Here is a 15,392-nt window from a genome sequence, read left to right as displayed (position 1 = left end):
GGGCTCGCTCGACTGTGTCCGGCCTCGATGGTCCGGTGCGCGATGAATGGGTCGTCGCTGTCGGTCACGCCAAGCGCCGGGTCAAGCTGTCGGGCGACACCGCGCTATCGGTGGAGTTGTTGGACGAAGGCCGGACCCTGACCCTGAACGCCATCTACTGGCGTCCCGGCCAGCCGACCTTCCGGGGCGAGATCGACGGCAAGGCCTTCACGGTCCAGGTCGCGCCGGCCGCCGAGGGCTTCACCATCCGCCACCGCGCCGCCAAGGCCCGGGTGCTGGTGCTCACACCGCGCTCGGCCGAACTGCACGACAAGCTGCCCGAAAAAAAGGCCGCAGACACCTCCAGGCTGGTGCTCTCGCCGATGCCGGGCCTGGTGGTCTCGATGGACGTCGTCGCCGGCCAGACCGTCCGCGAGGGCGAGGTCGTCTGCGTCCTCGAAGCCATGAAGATGCAGAACATCATCCGCGCCGAGCGCGACGGCGTCGTCAAGGCCGTCAACGCCAAGGGCGGAGATCCCGTCGCGGCGGACGAAGTGCTGGTGGAGTTTGCCTAAAAAACAATCTTCGATTGCGTCACGGCCCGACTGAGTCATAAGCTGAGGTATGGCGAAGAGAACCAATCCGATTGTTGATGGTCTGTTCAGTTTCGACGGGCGGATGCGTCGCTCGGAGTATTGGCTGATCAGTATTGGCCTGGGGGTCGTCAAGGGCGTCCTTGCACTTTTCCTGGTCTTCGTGATCGGAGGCTTATCTAAGGAAAACAACGAGTTCGCTCGAGCCGCTATTGATCTCCTTTTCCTCTGGCCCGCTGTGGCGCTCATGGTGAAGCGCGGCCACGACCGCAATCGGTCGTTGGCCTATTCGGTCGTGGCCCTATCGCTGTTCCTTGTCCTCGGCGTTGGAATTGGTGTCGCCGGCGCGATGGAGCGTGAGGATCTGCTCGCGTTTGCGGGTTTTGCGGCGATCGCCTTGGCGCTCTACCTCCTGATCGACTATGGCTTCATGGACGGAACGCCGGGGCGAAATCGATATGGCCCCTCGCCAAAGTACCCTGAGGCTAGCGGGCGCTTGGTGCCCGACGATCCAGCCCTTCCGACACCCGCTGCAAACGCCTAGATTGCCCGCGCGGCGTGGACGCCGACTCGGAGCCCTTACGCATGAACGGTCAGACTGAATGGGCGGAGCTGTTTCTGTCGTCCAATGGGCGGCTGTCGCGCACGCCGTTTCTGATCGCCGCCGCCGTGCTGATTGGCTTCACCGTGATCTATGAGGCTATCGCCGGTTACACCCTGCACTGGTTGACCGGCTGGCTGGTCTATCCGGCTCTGCTATTTTCGGGCGCCTGCCTATTGTCAAAGCGGCTGCACGACCGGGGCCGGTCGGGGTGGTTCGCGGCCCTGATCCTGGTCGCCGTCGTGGCCGTGTGGCCGCAGCCCGAGCACTTCCTCGACTTCGTGTTCTCGATCGTCATCCTGTGGGCGATCGTCGAGCTGGGCGTGATGGGCAGCGAGCAGGGGGCAAACCGCTATGGTCCCAACCCATTGAGGTCGATCTCGATCTAGGCCGGCGTCGCTGCGTCCTCGACCGTCCCGAACACCCGCTGAAAGCTGGTCTTCAAGGCCGCGTCGGCCTCGTCCATCGTTACGGGCAAGCCCAGGTCCACCAGGCTGGTGACGCCATGCTCGGTCTGACCGCAGGGCACGATGCCGGAGAAGTGGGACAGGTCCGGCTCCACATTCAGGCTGACGCCGTGAAAGCTGACCCATTTGCGCAGCTTGACGCCGATGGCGGCGATCTTGTCCTCGCGCGACCAGCCCGCGCCCTTGCGCTCGACCCAGACGCCGACCCGGCCCTCGCGCATCTCGCCGACGACATTGAATGCCGCCAGGGCGTCGATGATCCAGGCTTCCAGACCCTGCACGAAAGCCCGCACATCGCGCTCGCGCTTCGTCAGGTCCAGCATCACATAAGCCACCCGCTGGCCGGGGCCGTGATAGGTATATTGGCCGCCGCGCCCGCTGGCGAAGACCGGGAAGCGGTCGGGCTCGATCAGGTCCGCGGCCTTGGCCGAGACGCCGCCGGTATAGAGCGGCGGATGTTCGAGCAGCCAGACAAGCTCGCCTGCCGTTCCCTCGGCGATGGCGGCGGCGCGGGCCTCCATGGCGGCAACGGCTGCCGGGTAGGGGACATACTCGGTCGAAACCGCCCATCCCACAGGCGAGCCGTCGCTGCGCCCAAACAGCGGGTTTCCTTTATTTTCAAGGCTTAACGGGCGATCAAGCATACGGCCCTATTCTTGCAATCTCGATGGCGCGACCAAGAATGGTCGAGAGTCGATTTTAGGGGCCTTAGTTCGTGAGCCAGGTCAACGCCGTCAATGTCGAGATCTCCGTTCTTTTGGGACGCTCGATTCTACCCATGCAGCAGCTGCTGCGCATGGGCCGCGGCGCGGTGATTCCGCTGGACGCCAAGACCAATGACGAGGTCTGGATCCTGGCCAACAATCACCCGATCGCCCGGGGCGAGATCCAGATCAGCGACGACCGCATCGCTATCCAGGTAACGCGCGCCGCCGACGTCTATGACTACATGGCCGGCGGCGTCTAACGCCTCTCCAGATAGTTCGCTTTCCAGCAACTCTGCCCTTTCCAAACCAGATTCAGTTTGCTACCTGCCGCCCCTCACCACGTGCGGTCGTGGCGGAATTGGTAGACGCGCAGCGTTGAGGTCGCTGTGCCCGAAAGGGCGTGGAAGTTCGAGTCTTCTCGACCGCACCAGGTGAGACCTACTAGAGCGTGCTTGGCGAAATCGGTTTCCGACTCGCTGGGCGCGCTCTAATCGTTTCTGGGCTTGGCTTTTCTTGGGGAAGCGAGCTTTTTCCCATCGGACATCGCCAGCGATGCAACGCCCTTAGAGCGCTTTCCGACCTGATGGCTTCATCATGGTCGGACGAAAAGGGCTCTAAATCAAAAGTTTAGAGCATTTTTCGATCCGATAACCGTCACACTTATCGGAAAATGCTCTAGAGTTCAGGAGGCCCCCATGACCCGGGACATCGCCGAACTGACCGACGACGCGCTGGGCGACATGCCTTTCCCCAGGGCCGCCATCCCCGAGGATCTCGAAGACCTCGCGCTTGGCGACGACTACGCGCTCAATCCCGAATATGTGGAAATGGTGGTCGACGCCGCCGACAGCGGCAACACCGAGCGCCTGCGCGAACTGGTCGGGGCTCTGGAGCCCGCCGACGTCGCCGACCTGATGGGCTTTCTTTCTTCGGCCTATCGCCAGGAGGTTATTCCGCTTCTGGACCCCGAAGCGCTGGGCGAGATCATCGCCGAGCTGGAAGACAATATCCGCGAGGAAGTGCTGGAGGCCACGCCTTCGGTCGCCCTGGCGCGGGCCCTCGAAGAGCTTGACACCGACGACGCCGCCGACGTGATCGACGACCTGGACGACACCAAGCGCTTCCAAGTGCTGGCCGCCATGGGCGAGCTCGATCGCGTCGCGATCGAGACCACCCTGTCCTACGAGGACGAGACCGCCGGCCGCCTGATGCAGCGCGAGTTCCTGGCGGCGCCCGAGTTCTGGACTGCCGGCCACACCATCGACCACGTGCGCGAGGCGGGCGATGCGCTGCCGGAGTTGTTCTTCGAAGTCTATGTCGTGGACCCCACCTACAAGCCGGTCGGCGCCATCCCGATCAGCTTGCTGCTCCGCAGTCAGCGAGACACGCGGCTTTCCGATCTGATGGAAGCGGCAACCGAAATCACGGTCGACATGGACCAGGAGGAGGTCGCCTACATTTTCGACAAGTACCATCTGATCAGCGCGCCGGTCATCGACCCGGGCGGTCGGCTGGTGGGGCAGATCACCGTCGATGATATCGTCGAGGTCATTCGCGACGAGGCCGAGGCGGATATTCTCGCCCTGGCCGGCGTGTCGGACGCCGGTCGCGACGCGACGGTGATCGACATCGTCCGCGCGCGGCTGCCTTGGCTGATGCTGAACCTGGTCACCGCGACCATCGCGGTCAGCGGCGTCGCGGTGTTCCAGGAAGAGATCGCCCAGCTGGTGGCCTTGGCGATCCTGATGCCCATCGTCTCGTCCTTGGGCGGCAACGCCGGCACCCAGAGCCTGGCCGTCGCGGTGCGCGCCCTGGCGAGCAAGGAGCTGACCACGGCCAATGCTCGCCGGATCGTGCTGCGTGAGGTGTCGGTGGGTCTGGTCAATGGCCTGTGTCTTGCCCTGGTGATGGGCGCTGCCACCTACATGATCTTCGGCCCCGAGGATCAGCACGACAAGCTGGCCATCATCGTTGGGCTCGCCCTGGTGACCAACATCTTCACCGCAGCGGTCGGCGGCATCTTGGCGCCGCTGGCATTGGAGAAGATGGGACGTGATCCGGCTGTCTCGTCGTCGATCTTTGTGACCTTCCTCACCGATTTCACGGGCTTTTTCGCGGTCCTGCTGATCGCGTCCGTGCTTCTGAATTAGGAAAATCGGTTCTCCCGTCACGGGAACACCCAAACCGGCCCCTATCTTGCCGGGAGAGCTACGAACGCATCTGCGTCTGTCTCAAACTGGGTCAATCTTGGCGATGAAACCGCGTCATCAGGTCTCCCGCGCAGCCGTCGATCTCATCAAGAGATTCGAAGGCTACCGGATGAAAGCCGCTCAGCTGCCCGATGGGCGCTGGACCATCGGCTACGGCCATACCCTCACCGCTCGCGGTGGGGCGACCGTTTCGGAAAAGGACGCCGAGGCCCTCCTCCTCTACGATCTAATCTCGGTGGCCCACGCGGTCAACGAACAGACCTACGCGCCGCTGAACCAGAACCAGTTCGATTCGCTGGTCTGCTTCGCCTTCAACATCGGTGTCGACAACTTCATGCGATCGGGCGTCCTGCGCCGGATCAATGAAGGCTCGCTGCTGCAGGCCGCCTGCGCGATGGAGATGTGGCGCAAGGCCGACTTCGAGGGCGAGCGCATCGTCATCGACGCCCTGGTCCGCCGCCGCTCCGCCGAAAAGGCGCTGTTCCTGACGCCGACCGATGGTGTCTGGATCGCCGCGCCGAGCCCGGTCCTGCGGCCCAAGGTCGACTACGACGCCAGTTGCTCGGTGCCCAGGCAGACGCCCGCAGCGGTCATGACCCGCTTCGAAGGCGACCGCGCCGTGGTCCAGCGCGAAGACGCCGAGCCTCTGGCTGTCGTCGTTCCCGACGAGGAAGGCCCGACCGCCAGCGAACAGGCCGCCGCCGCTGTTGGCGCGCGTCTCGAAGCGATCCTGGCCGACAAGCCCGCCCCGGTCGCTGCGCCGGTTGCTCCTGTAGCTGTTCGTGACGATCTGGTGCTGCCTGAGCCCCCGGTTCCGGCCGCTGCGCCGCCCGCCGCGGTTCTCTACAAAGATTTCGAAGAGACCGTCAGCGCGCCCTTCCGTCTGACGCCGGAGCCCGCGGCCGCGCCGCAGCCGGTGGCCGAGATCGTCGACTTCACGCCGACATCGGTTCCTGCCCCCGAGCCCACCCTGTTCGAGACCGCCACGCGGACCTCGCCCTCGGTGTTCAACCTCGACGGCTTCTCGACCAGCGAGGACGTGGCCCTCAGCGCTCTGGACGTGCCGTTCGCCGAGCCTGAAGCCCCGCGCTTTGGCAATCTCAGCCTGCTGGTCAGCCTGGGCGTGCTGGGTCTGGCGATGTTCGGCGGCGGGGTTCTGTGGATCCTCACCGTGGCCTCGGGTCCCGGCTTCTCGCAGATCAAGATGTTCGGCTACGGCGCCAGCATGATCGGTGCGATCTGTTTCGTGGTCTCGGCCTATCTGCTGCTTCGCAAGCTGGCGGGGCCGGACGAGAGCGACGAAGACTAATCCCGGCTGAAAGGCTGGAGAGCATGAACGTCCGCGGGTCTCGTTGATCCGCGGGCGTTTGTGTTATCAGATGGCCATGATGACAAATTCCGCACCCTCGATGGACTTCGCGCTGGGCGAAACGGCCGACGCGATCCGGGACACCACGGCCCGCTTCGCGGCCGACAAGATCGCGCCCATCGCGGCCCGGATCGACGAAGCCAACGAATTCCCGCGCGAGCTGTGGGTCCCGATGGGCGACCTGGGCTTGCACGGCATCACCGTCGAGGAAGAGTTCGGTGGCCTTGGCCTCGGCTATCTCGAACACGTCATCGCCATGGAGGAGATCTCCAGGGCCTCGGCGTCGGTGGGCCTGTCCTATGGCGCTCACTCCAATCTCTGTGTGAACCAGATCCGTCGCTGGGGCACGCCCGAGCAGAAGGCCCGCTACCTGCCCAAGCTGATCAGCGGCGAGCATGTCGGCTCCTTGGCCATGAGCGAGGCCGGTTCGGGCTCCGACGTCGTCTCGATGAAGCTGCGGGCCGAGCTGAAGGGCGACCGCTATGTGCTGAACGGAACGAAGTTCTGGATCACCAATGCGCCGCATGCCGACACGTTGGTGGTCTATGCCAAGACCCCAAATGGACCTGGGGGCGAGCGCGGCATCACCGCCTTCCTGATCGAGAAGGGCATGAAGGGCTTCAGCGTCAGCAAGAAGCTCGACAAGATGGGCATGCGCGGCTCCGACACCGCAGAGTTGGTTTTCGAGGACTGCGAAGTTCCGGAAGAGAACGTCATGGGTCCGGTCGGCGGCGGCGTCGGCGTGCTGATGAGCGGGCTGGATTATGAGCGCGCCGTGCTGTCGGCCGGGCCTCTGGGCCTGATGCAGGCCTGTCTCGATGTGGTCCTGCCTTACGTGCGCGAGCGCAAGCAGTTTGGCCAGGCCGTCGGCTCGTTCCAGCTGATGCAGGGCAAGGTGGCCGACATGTACGTCGCCCTGAACTCGGCGCGGGCCTATGTCTACGCCGTGGCGCGGGCCTGCGACGCGGGCAAGACCACGCGCTTCGACGCGGCGGGCGCGATCCTGCTGGCCTCGGAGAACGCGGTGAAGACCTGTCTTGAAGCCATCCAGGCCCTCGGCGGCGCCGGTTACACCAAGGAGTGGCCGGTCGAGCGCTTCCTGCGGGACGCCAAGCTCTATGACATCGGGGCAGGCACCAACGAGATCCGCCGCTTTCTCATCGGCCGCGAACTAGTCGGCGGCTGAACATGAAAAGGGCCGTTCCGGTTGCCCGGAACGGCCCTCCATCGTCGTGACCGCGGTGCGCGGCGTGACTGAAACCTTTGAGCGATCTAACGCCTCTAGGCGGATACCTCGATCTTCAGGCTCCAGGTCACGATGCGCGACCTCGGTTGGAGACAATGAGACACTGGTCACCTCCTTTCAGATGTTGAACAACACAAAGAGAGTATGAGCGCGAATTTCGCGACGTGTGAAGAGCTTTTCGCGCGACGCGTTGTCGCGGCGAAAGCTCCTTGAATTCAGGACACCAGCAGCTTGAGACCGACCACCACGGCCGCCCAGAACAGCAACGTCGCACCGATCATCATCGGTCTGGGCAGGTAAAGGCGGTAGGAGGGTGGCGTTATCACACCCACCGCATCCTTGCGGCGGTCGACGACCATCGTGAACCTGACGGGTCGAGGCATTGAGCTTCCTTCCCAAGAGCCTCTCTGTCGGAGGCCTAACTTAACCATAGGGTGAATCGCGCCTTAACAAAGAGGTTAAGACGGTTCTGGCACGCTAGAGCTTGCGCCGATTGTCGCACCCCAAGTGAAGGTTCAGTCCTTGCCTGCCTGGAACCCCGACATCTATGCCCTGTACCGGGCCTATCGGGAGCGACCTGCGCTCGACCTCTTGACGGCGCTGCCGCGGGACCTCGACCCGTCCGAGATCTGGGACCTGGGCTACGGCCCGGGCGAGCAGGCCGCGCTGCTGGCGGCGCGGCATCCCGGCGCGAGGGTCCACGGCCTGGATTCCAGCCCAGAGATGCTGGAGCGGGCGAGGCGGCTTACGGCGTCAGTCGACTGGGTGTTGGGCGACATCGCCAGCTTCGCGCCCGAGCGGCCTGTCTACCTGCTGTTCACCAATGCCGCCTTGCAATGGGTTGACGGCCATCCCGTCCTGTTTCCGCGTCTGGCGAGCGCGCTGACGCCGCGTGGCGTTCTGGCCTGCCAGATGCCGCTGGTGACTGACGTGGCCTGGCGAAAAACCTTGGGCGAGATCGTCGCGACCGGACCGTGGGCAGCGCGGCTGGCGAGCGTCGAAGGCGTGCGGCCCTCGCATGACGCCCGCGACTATTACGACTGGCTGGCGCCGCTGTGTCCGGAGATCGACATCTGGACAACCACCTATCTGCACGCCCTTCATGGACGGGACCCCATCGTCGACTGGACGATGGGGACGACCTTGCTGCCGTACCTCGACGCCCTAGCCGATGCAGAGGAGAAGGCGGCGTTCCTTGACGCCTGGCGGGCGCGGCTGGCGCGCGACTATCCGCGCCGCGAGGACGGCGTGACGCTGTTTCCGTTCACCCGGATGTTCATTCTCGCCCGGAGAGGCTGAGCGCCGCGCGGGCGCGTTCGGCCAAGCTGGGGCGGCGGCGCAGATCGGCGACGGGTCGGTCCAGGCCGTCGAGAGCCAGGGCGGCGGCGATCTTACCGGCCGCCACGGCAGGCGCGAAGGCTCGCCAGTCGCGGATGTCGATCTTGTCGAGCTTGGGCGTGATCAGCACGTCCGTCGCTTCGCGGCTGGCGGCTAGGTCGCGGCCGGTCGAGACGGTGGCGGCGCGCATCAGCAGGGCCACGATGGGCGGTCCCTTGCGCCACTCGCCCGACCAGATCCATTTCCAGAGCGACGGCGGCGTGACGACGTCCTCGTCGGTGATGCTGCGGCCGCGCGTGACGTCCACGCCAACGATGGGGCCCAGCTGGAAGGCGCGCATGACGTCGGCCGGAAAGTTTTTCATCACCGCCCCGTCGACGAGCACCGCGCCATCCTCGCACACCGGTGGCAATACGCCGGGCAGGGAGATCGAGGCGCGCAAGGCCTTATGCAGCGGACCCCGCCGGTGCAGGTGATAGGAGCCCGAGGTCAGGTTCGAGGATACGCAGAAAAACGGCAGCCACAGATCGTTGATCTGGACGTCGCCGAAATGTTCCTCAAGTCTGGCTCGCACCTTGTCGCCCCGGGTCATGGCGATCATCGGGAAGGCGATGTCGTCGACGGGGCTGGACTCGACGAAGGCCTTGCGGATGCGGGTCTCCATCTCGCCGTCGTCCCAGCCCATGGCCAGGCCCGCCGCGATCACTGCGCCCATCGAGGCGCCGCCGACGAAATCGATGGGGATGCCGCGCTCGCGCATGGCCTCTATGGCGCCGATATGGGCGTAGGCTCGCGCGCCGCCGCCCGACAGCACCAGACCGACCGACTGGCCGGTCAGCACCCGCGCCAGGCGCTGCATGTCGGCCATGCCGCTTTCGCGCAGATGGAACAGGCGCGCGGCCTGGGTGGCCTCCATCCAGGCTTCGGAGCCTTGCGGCTGTTTCAGGCTGCCCGACTGCAGGAGGATCAGATCGACCAGGCGCTGGGCCTGAAGGGGACCGGAGGCATAGGAGGGGGTCGACTCCGGCGGCGTGCGTTCGCCGCGTCCGATCCGGAACAGGCGGTCCACCTGGCGACCGACCACATGCTTCCACTGGGTCTCGTCGGCCTCGGCGACATAGAGGACGAAGTCGTGCTCGCGCTCCACATTGCTGAACCATTCTGTCGGGGCCAGCAGCGACTCGCCGCCCTCGACCGTGACGGAATAGCCCAGGACTTCCATGCATCGCGCCAGGCGTTCGATGACCGGCCGGATTGCCTGACCCGGCTCGACGGCGATGAAGCCAAACACCGACGGATCGCCAATGGCCGCATGGGTCTGGGCCTGACGGGCGCGGCGGATCATCAGCCGGGACAGTTCCAGCATCACCTTGGGGTCGCTCTCTGCGGCCTCGAAGAAGTCGGCGCGGGGAAGGGCCAGCACCTCGCTGTCGCGCAGGGCCACCAGATTTGCCGAATGTGGGGTGCCGCCGATCAGGGCCATCTCGCCGGCCGGCTCGCCGGGACGAATCACGCCCAGAAACTGCGGCTCCTGACCTTCCTCGCGCCGGAATGCGCCCAGGCGACCGGTGCGCAGGAAGTAGAGTTGATCGGCTTCCTCGCCGGGCGCATACAGCGTTGCGCCGCCGGGCAGCGAGAACCACGTCGCCGTCCCGTCGCGCCGCTCACGGGCGAACAGGCGCGCCAATGCCGAGTCGTCCAAGGTGTCCAAAGGCCTATCCACCGCCAGGACGCTAACTTGAATGGCAAGGCTTGACCATCGCGGTTCAGACGTCGAATTGTCGCGCCAAAAGTGCCGTGTATTTGGACCATTTTCGCGAGTTTTCGTTTCGCTGAGGCGAAAATTACCGACTTTATGATTTGCCTGTAAAAGGTTATGCCTCGCACATGCCGAAGCTGAACTCCGTTATCGATCCGTCGGGCGAGGCCTTCGCCCGCAACGCCGCCCACAACCGCGGTCTTGTCGAGGAACTGCGCGAGCGGGTGGCCACCGCCGCGCTGGGCGGTCCGGAAGCCACGCGCCAGCGGCACGTTTCGCGCGGCAAGCTGCTGCCGCGCCAGCGCGTCGAGCGGTTGCTGGACCCGGGCTCGCCGTTCCTGGAGATCGGTCAGCTGGCTGCCTGCGACCTTTACAATGGCGAGGCGCCCGGCGCCGGCGTGATCACCGGCATCGGCCGGGTGTCGGGCCGCGAGGTGATGATCGTCGCCAACGACGCCACTGTGAAGGGCGGCGCCTATTTCCCGATGACGGTGAAGAAGCACCTCCGCGCCCAGGAAATTGCCCAGCAGAACCGCCTGCCGTGCGTCTATCTGGTCGACAGCGGTGGCGCGAACCTGCCTCATCAAGCCGAAGTCTTCCCTGACCGCGATCACTTTGGCCGCATCTTCTTCAACCAGGCCAGGATGAGCGCGGCGGGCATCGCCCAGATCGCCTGCGTCATGGGCTCGTGCACCGCCGGCGGCGCCTATGTGCCCGCCATGAGCGACGAAACCATCATCGTCCGCGACCAGGGCACTATCTTCCTGGCCGGCCCGCCGCTGGTGAAGGCCGCCACGGGCGAGGTGATCAGCGCTGAGGAATTAGGCGGGGCCGACACCCATGGCCGCCGTTCCGGCGTTGTGGACCACGTGGCTAATGACGATGAACACGCGCTGGAGATCGTCCGTTCCATCGTCGCCAATCTGAACACCATCAAGCCCGCCGAGCTGGTGATCACCGAAACCAAGGCTCCGCTGTTCGACGCAGAGGAACTGTACGGCGTCGTCCCAACCGATGTCCGCGCGCCCTATGACGTGCGCGAGATCATCGCCCGCATCGTCGATGGCAGCGAGTTCGACGAGTTCAAGGCGCTATACGGCACGACGCTGGTTTGCGGCTTCGCCCGCATCTGGGGTCAGCCGGTGGCGATCCTGGCCAATAATGGCGTGCTGTTCAGCGAGAGCGCCGTGAAAGGCGCTCACTTCATCGAACTGGCCTGCAAGCGCAAGATTCCACTTGTCTTCCTACAGAACATTTCGGGTTTCATGGTGGGCGGCAAGTACGAGGCCGGCGGCATCGCCAAGGACGGCGCCAAGCTGGTCACGGCGGTCGCCTCGGCCGAGGTGCCTAAGTTCACCGTGCTGATCGGCGGCAGCTTCGGGGCCGGCAATTACGGCATGTGCGGCCGGGCCTACAGCCCGCGTTTCCTGTTCACCTGGCCCAACAGCCGCATCTCGGTGATGGGCGGCGAGCAGGCCGCCAGCGTGCTGGCAACTGTGCACCGCGACGCCGCGACCTGGACCGAAGAACAGGCCGAAGCCTTCAAGGCCCCGATCCGCCAGAAATACGAAGACGAGGGCAATCCCTACCACGCCACGGCGCGGCTCTGGGACGACGGGATCATCGATCCGGCCCAGACCCGCGACGTCCTGGGCCTGGCCATATCGGCCAGCCTGAATGCGCCGATCCCTGAGACGACCTTCGGCGTCTTCCGGATGTAGCTGTGCGAGACTACCGTCTCGGACGTTGTAAGACCCAAGCTGTATTGCCTAGCCAGACCCCTAAAAGGCCAGACCGATGACCAATCCGATCGCCGATCCGCTTGTCGAGGTTACCGACACCGACGCCACCAGTCCGCTGGTTCATCTGGAGAGCACGCCCGAAGGCGCGGTGACGGTCTGGATCAACAGGCCCGAAAAGAAAAACGCCTTCGACGCCGCGACCATCGCCGCCTTGCGGGAGGCCTTCGAGACCCTGCACGGCGCCGAGGGCGTGCGGGTGGTGTTCCTGCGCGGCATGGGCGGGGCGTTCAGCGCCGGCGCCGACCTGACCTGGATGGCCGATGCGGTCGATTGGGACGAGGATGACAACCGTCAGGACGCGCTCGAACTGGCCCACATGCTCAAGGCCCTGCACGAGGTGCCGGCCCTGACCGTTGCCTTGGTCGAAGGTCCGGCCTTCGGCGGCGGCGCGGGTCTGGTGGCGGCGTGCGACCACGCCATGGCCACGGCCGACGCCAAGTTCAGCTTCTCGGAGGTCAAGCTGGGCCTGACCCCGGCGACCATCAGCCCCTACGTCATCGCTGCCCTCGGTCCGCGCACGGCCAAGCTGCTGTTCGCCACCGGCCGGGTGTTCGACGCCGACGCGGCCTGGAGCTACGGCTTGGTCGACGAGGTCTTCGACGATGTCGCCGGCCTGGAAGTCGCCCGCGACGCTCTGATCGAAGAGATGGTGGTCTGCGCGCCCGGCGCCATTGGCGACGCCAAGGCCCTGGTCAACGACTTTGCCGGTCAGAAGCTCGACAAGGGCCTGATCGAGGAGACGGCCAAGCGCATCGCGCGTCGACGCGTGTCCGAAGAGGGGCAAGAGGGCGTGCGGGCGTTCCTGGCGCGCCGCAAGCCATCCTGGACGGAATAGTCCCGACCTATCAGACCCGCTGCTCTTCTTTCCTTCCCAGATGCAGGACCTGTCCTTCCCGTGATCTCTTCCGTCCTCATCGCCAACCGGGGTGAAATCGCCCGTCGGATCATCCGCACCGCCAAGGAACTGGGTGTGGAGACGATCGCCGTCTATTCGGAAGCCGACGCCGACGCGCCGTTCGTGATGGAGGCCGATTCCGCCGTCCTGATCGGCGCCGCGCCGGCGCGGGAGAGCTATCTGGTTCCGGAAAAGATCCTGGCGGCGGCCAGGCAGATGGGCGCCGAGGCGATCCACCCGGGCTATGGCTTCCTGTCCGAGAATGCTGACTTTGCGCAGGCGGTGCTGGATGCGGGTCTGATCTGGATCGGTCCGCCGCCTTCCGCCATCCGGGCCATGGGCCTGAAAGATGCCGCCAAGAGGGTCATGATCGCCGCAGGCGTGCCGACCACGCCCGGCTATCTGGGCGACGATCAATCGGTCGAGCGCCTGACTGCCGAGGCGGCTCTCATCGGCTATCCGGTGCTGATCAAGGCCGTGGCCGGCGGCGGCGGCAAGGGCATGCGCAAGGTGCTGGCGGCAGCCGATTTCGCCGAAGCCCTGGCCTCGTGCCAGCGCGAGGCGGCGGCCAGCTTCGGCGACCAGCGCGTCCTGCTGGAGAAATACGTCAACCGGCCGCGCCACATCGAGGTGCAGGTGTTCGGCGACAGCCACGGCAATGTCGTCCACCTGTTCGAGCGCGACTGCTCGCTGCAGCGCCGCCATCAGAAGGTCATCGAGGAGGCTCCGGCCCCCGGCATGGACGAGGCCACCCGCCAGGCCGTCTGCGCCGCCGCGGTGAAGGCCGCCCAAGCCGTGAACTATGTGGGCGCAGGCACGGTCGAGTTTATCGCCGACGCCAGCGAAGGCCTGCGCGCCGACCGCATCTGGTTCATGGAAATGAACACGCGGCTTCAGGTCGAGCATCCGGTCACCGAGATGGTCACCGGCCAGGACCTCGTCGAGTGGCAGCTGCGCGTCGCCTCGGGCGAACCCCTGCCGCTGACCCAGGACGAGATCGTGCTGGATGGCTGGGCCATGGAAGCACGCCTCTATGCCGAGAACCCGGTCACCGGCTTTCTGCCCAGCACTGGCAAGCTGAAGCACTTCCGCCTGCCCGAGGGCGACGTGCGCGTCGACAGCGCGGTGGAGGAGGGCGGCGAGGTCACGCCCTTCTACGACCCGATGATCGCCAAGCTGATCGCCCATGGCGTCGACCGCGAGGACGCCGCCCTGCGCCTGGCCGAGGCCTGCGCCTTGGTCGAGGTCTGGCCGGTCAAGACCAACGCCGCCTTCCTGGCCCGCTGCGCCAGCCATCCCGACTTTGTCGAGGGCCGGATCGATACGGGCTTCATCGAGGCGCGCCTGGACCAACTGGTCGAGCGGACCTTCACCGACGCCCCGACCCTGGCCGCCATCGGCCAGAGGCTGGAAAGCTTCATGGAGGCCGACGAGGTCAAGGCCGATCCATTCGCCAGCGCCCCTTCACGCCTGCTGGGCTTCCGCATGAATGCCCCGCGTGCTGCCATGGATCTGCCGATGAGCGTCGATGGCCGCAAGGTCCCTCTGCGCGTCGCCCTGGCGGGCGGCGGCGGCGATGACTGGTCGTGGGACATCACGGTTGAGGACGGCCGGGCGCTCGACGATGTCGACGTTCTGCCCGGCGCGCATGGCGAGGGTCCGCTGCGGGTGTTCGAGGGCGGCGACGTTCAGGAGTTTGAGTTCGGCTATCAGGGTGGCGGCGCCCATTCAGCGGTCTCGGACGGCGCGATCCTGTCGCCGATGCCGGGCAAGATCGTCTCGGTGGCGGTGGAAGCCGGCCAGAGCGTCGTCAAGGGCCAGACCCTGCTGACCCTCGAAGCCATGAAGATGGAGCACGCCCTGGCGGCGCCGTTCGACGGCGTGGTGGCCGAGCTTTCGGCGGTCGCCGGCGGCCAGGTCAGCGAGGGCGTGGTGCTGGCCAGGCTGGAACCCGCGGCCTGATCACCGATCCATGGCTCTGCACATCATCAAGCTGGTTGTCGGCTGCGACACCATCGAAGACCTGGTCGCCTGGCACAACACCAGCGAGCCGTGGATCATGCACACACGCATGACGCCCAAGCGCGTGGACGAGGTGCTTGACGGCGGCTCGCTCTATCGCGTGTTCAAGGGGCAGGTCCTGTGTCGCCAGAAGATCCTGGCTGTCGACACGGTGGGCGAAGGCGTCACCAAGCGTTGCGAGGTCACGGTCGATCGGCCCATCATCCGGGTGGTTCCTCAGCCTCGGCGGGCCTTTCAGGGCTGGCGCTATCTGCCGCCCGAAGACGCGCCGGCCGATCTGACCGAGAGCGAGGCCGCCGATATGCCGCTGGACCTCGCCCGGCAGCTTCGGGAACTGGGCGCCTGGTAGAAAACGACGCGACTGTTAGCGGAAAAACAACCTCAACGCGTTCTTATTGTCCGTA

General features: G+C 65.5%; 15 protein-coding genes, 1 tRNA gene and 1 pseudogene. 13 read left to right on the top strand and 4 right to left on the bottom strand.

Annotation, left to right across the window (positions count from 1 at the left end; genetic code table 11):
* The 3 genes from ACP69S_RS16225 to ACP69S_RS16215 all read left to right on the top strand — a co-directional run.
* On the top strand, positions 1-554 hold a 554-nt coding region (locus tag ACP69S_RS16225; protein ID WP_425998950.1), incomplete at its 5' end, for a biotin/lipoyl-containing protein.
* Between the two features lie 49 nt (positions 555-603).
* Positions 604-1,116 carry a DUF805 domain-containing protein gene (locus ACP69S_RS16220; protein ID WP_425998948.1) on the top strand — a complete coding sequence of 171 codons (513 nt, stop codon included), beginning with the start codon at positions 604-606 and terminating at the stop codon, positions 1,114-1,116.
* A gap of 41 nt (positions 1,117-1,157) precedes the next feature.
* On the top strand, positions 1,158-1,562 hold the full coding sequence (locus ACP69S_RS16215; RefSeq protein ID WP_425998946.1) for a DUF805 domain-containing protein: 405 nt from the start codon (positions 1,158-1,160) through the stop codon (positions 1,560-1,562).
* On the opposite strand, the gene lipB is transcribed toward ACP69S_RS16215, so the two are convergent.
* A complete protein-coding gene (gene lipB / locus ACP69S_RS16210; protein ID WP_425998944.1) occupies positions 1,559-2,284 on the bottom strand; it encodes a lipoyl(octanoyl) transferase LipB in 726 nt (241 codons plus the stop codon). The genes ACP69S_RS16215 and lipB overlap by 4 nt on opposite strands.
* A gap of 71 nt (positions 2,285-2,355) precedes the next feature.
* Between lipB and ACP69S_RS16205 the strand changes: the two genes are divergently transcribed.
* From ACP69S_RS16205 to ACP69S_RS16185, 5 genes are all read left to right on the top strand, one after another.
* Positions 2,356-2,607, top strand: coding sequence for a FliM/FliN family flagellar motor switch protein (locus tag ACP69S_RS16205; RefSeq protein ID WP_007670373.1), 252 nt, complete (start codon positions 2,356-2,358; stop codon positions 2,605-2,607).
* An 83-nt stretch (positions 2,608-2,690) separates the two neighbouring features.
* Positions 2,691-2,777, top strand: a tRNA-Leu gene (locus ACP69S_RS16200).
* 265 nt (positions 2,778-3,042) lie between these two features.
* A complete protein-coding gene (gene mgtE, locus ACP69S_RS16195) occupies positions 3,043-4,497 on the top strand; it encodes a magnesium transporter (RefSeq protein ID WP_425998942.1) in 1,455 nt (484 codons plus the stop codon).
* 103 nt (positions 4,498-4,600) lie between these two features.
* Positions 4,601-5,866, top strand: a complete 1,266-nt coding sequence (gene spmX, locus ACP69S_RS16190; RefSeq protein WP_425998940.1) for a lysozyme-family localization factor SpmX — start codon at positions 4,601-4,603, stop codon at positions 5,864-5,866.
* Positions 5,867-5,942: 76 nt separating this feature from the next.
* Positions 5,943-7,112 (top strand): isovaleryl-CoA dehydrogenase, encoded by a 1,170-nt coding sequence (locus ACP69S_RS16185; RefSeq protein ID WP_425998956.1) that lies wholly within the window; start codon positions 5,943-5,945, stop codon positions 7,110-7,112.
* 95 nt (positions 7,113-7,207) lie between these two features.
* Here ACP69S_RS16185 and ACP69S_RS16180 read toward each other — a convergent pair.
* Positions 7,208-7,293, bottom strand: a pseudogene (locus ACP69S_RS16180) (hypothetical protein).
* Positions 7,294-7,387: 94 nt separating this feature from the next.
* Positions 7,388-7,555 carry a hypothetical protein gene (locus ACP69S_RS16175; RefSeq protein ID WP_425998938.1) on the bottom strand — a complete coding sequence of 56 codons (168 nt, stop codon included), beginning with the start codon at positions 7,553-7,555 and terminating at the stop codon, positions 7,388-7,390.
* A gap of 139 nt (positions 7,556-7,694) precedes the next feature.
* On the opposite strand from ACP69S_RS16175, the gene ACP69S_RS16170 reads away from it, so the two are divergent.
* Positions 7,695-8,471 carry a methyltransferase domain-containing protein gene (locus tag ACP69S_RS16170; protein ID WP_425998936.1) on the top strand — a complete coding sequence of 259 codons (777 nt, stop codon included), beginning with the start codon at positions 7,695-7,697 and terminating at the stop codon, positions 8,469-8,471.
* On the opposite strand, the gene ACP69S_RS16165 is transcribed toward ACP69S_RS16170, so the two are convergent.
* Positions 8,449-10,221 carry a patatin-like phospholipase family protein gene (locus tag ACP69S_RS16165; RefSeq protein WP_425998934.1) on the bottom strand — a complete coding sequence of 591 codons (1,773 nt, stop codon included), beginning with the start codon at positions 10,219-10,221 and terminating at the stop codon, positions 8,449-8,451. The two genes, ACP69S_RS16170 and ACP69S_RS16165, sit on opposite strands and share 23 nt — an antisense overlap.
* A gap of 176 nt (positions 10,222-10,397) precedes the next feature.
* Here ACP69S_RS16165 and ACP69S_RS16160 point away from each other — a divergent pair, with 176 nt between their 5' ends.
* The 4 genes from ACP69S_RS16160 to ACP69S_RS16145 all read left to right on the top strand — a co-directional run bounded on the left by ACP69S_RS16160 (position 10,398) and on the right by ACP69S_RS16145 (position 15,337).
* On the top strand, positions 10,398-11,990 hold the full coding sequence (locus ACP69S_RS16160; protein ID WP_425998932.1) for a carboxyl transferase domain-containing protein: 1,593 nt from the start codon (positions 10,398-10,400) through the stop codon (positions 11,988-11,990).
* A gap of 76 nt (positions 11,991-12,066) precedes the next feature.
* Positions 12,067-12,906 carry an enoyl-CoA hydratase-related protein gene (locus ACP69S_RS16155; protein ID WP_425998930.1) on the top strand — a complete coding sequence of 280 codons (840 nt, stop codon included), beginning with the start codon at positions 12,067-12,069 and terminating at the stop codon, positions 12,904-12,906.
* Positions 12,907-12,966: 60 nt separating this feature from the next.
* The gene (locus tag ACP69S_RS16150; protein ID WP_425998928.1) at positions 12,967-14,928 is read left to right on the top strand and encodes an acetyl/propionyl/methylcrotonyl-CoA carboxylase subunit alpha; all 1,962 of its coding nucleotides are present in this window, start codon (positions 12,967-12,969) and stop codon (positions 14,926-14,928) included.
* Between the two features lie 10 nt (positions 14,929-14,938).
* The gene (locus ACP69S_RS16145) at positions 14,939-15,337 is read left to right on the top strand and encodes a DUF1489 family protein (RefSeq protein ID WP_425998926.1); all 399 of its coding nucleotides are present in this window, start codon (positions 14,939-14,941) and stop codon (positions 15,335-15,337) included.
* Positions 15,338-15,392: the final 55 nt, after the last annotated feature.

It is taken from the genome of Caulobacter sp. DWR1-3-2b1 (assembly GCF_049895765.1).
GTDB lineage: Bacteria > Pseudomonadota > Alphaproteobacteria > Caulobacterales > Caulobacteraceae > Caulobacter.
Note: the sequence above shows the minus strand (reverse complement) of the source record. Positions and strands in the feature narration are given on the sequence as shown.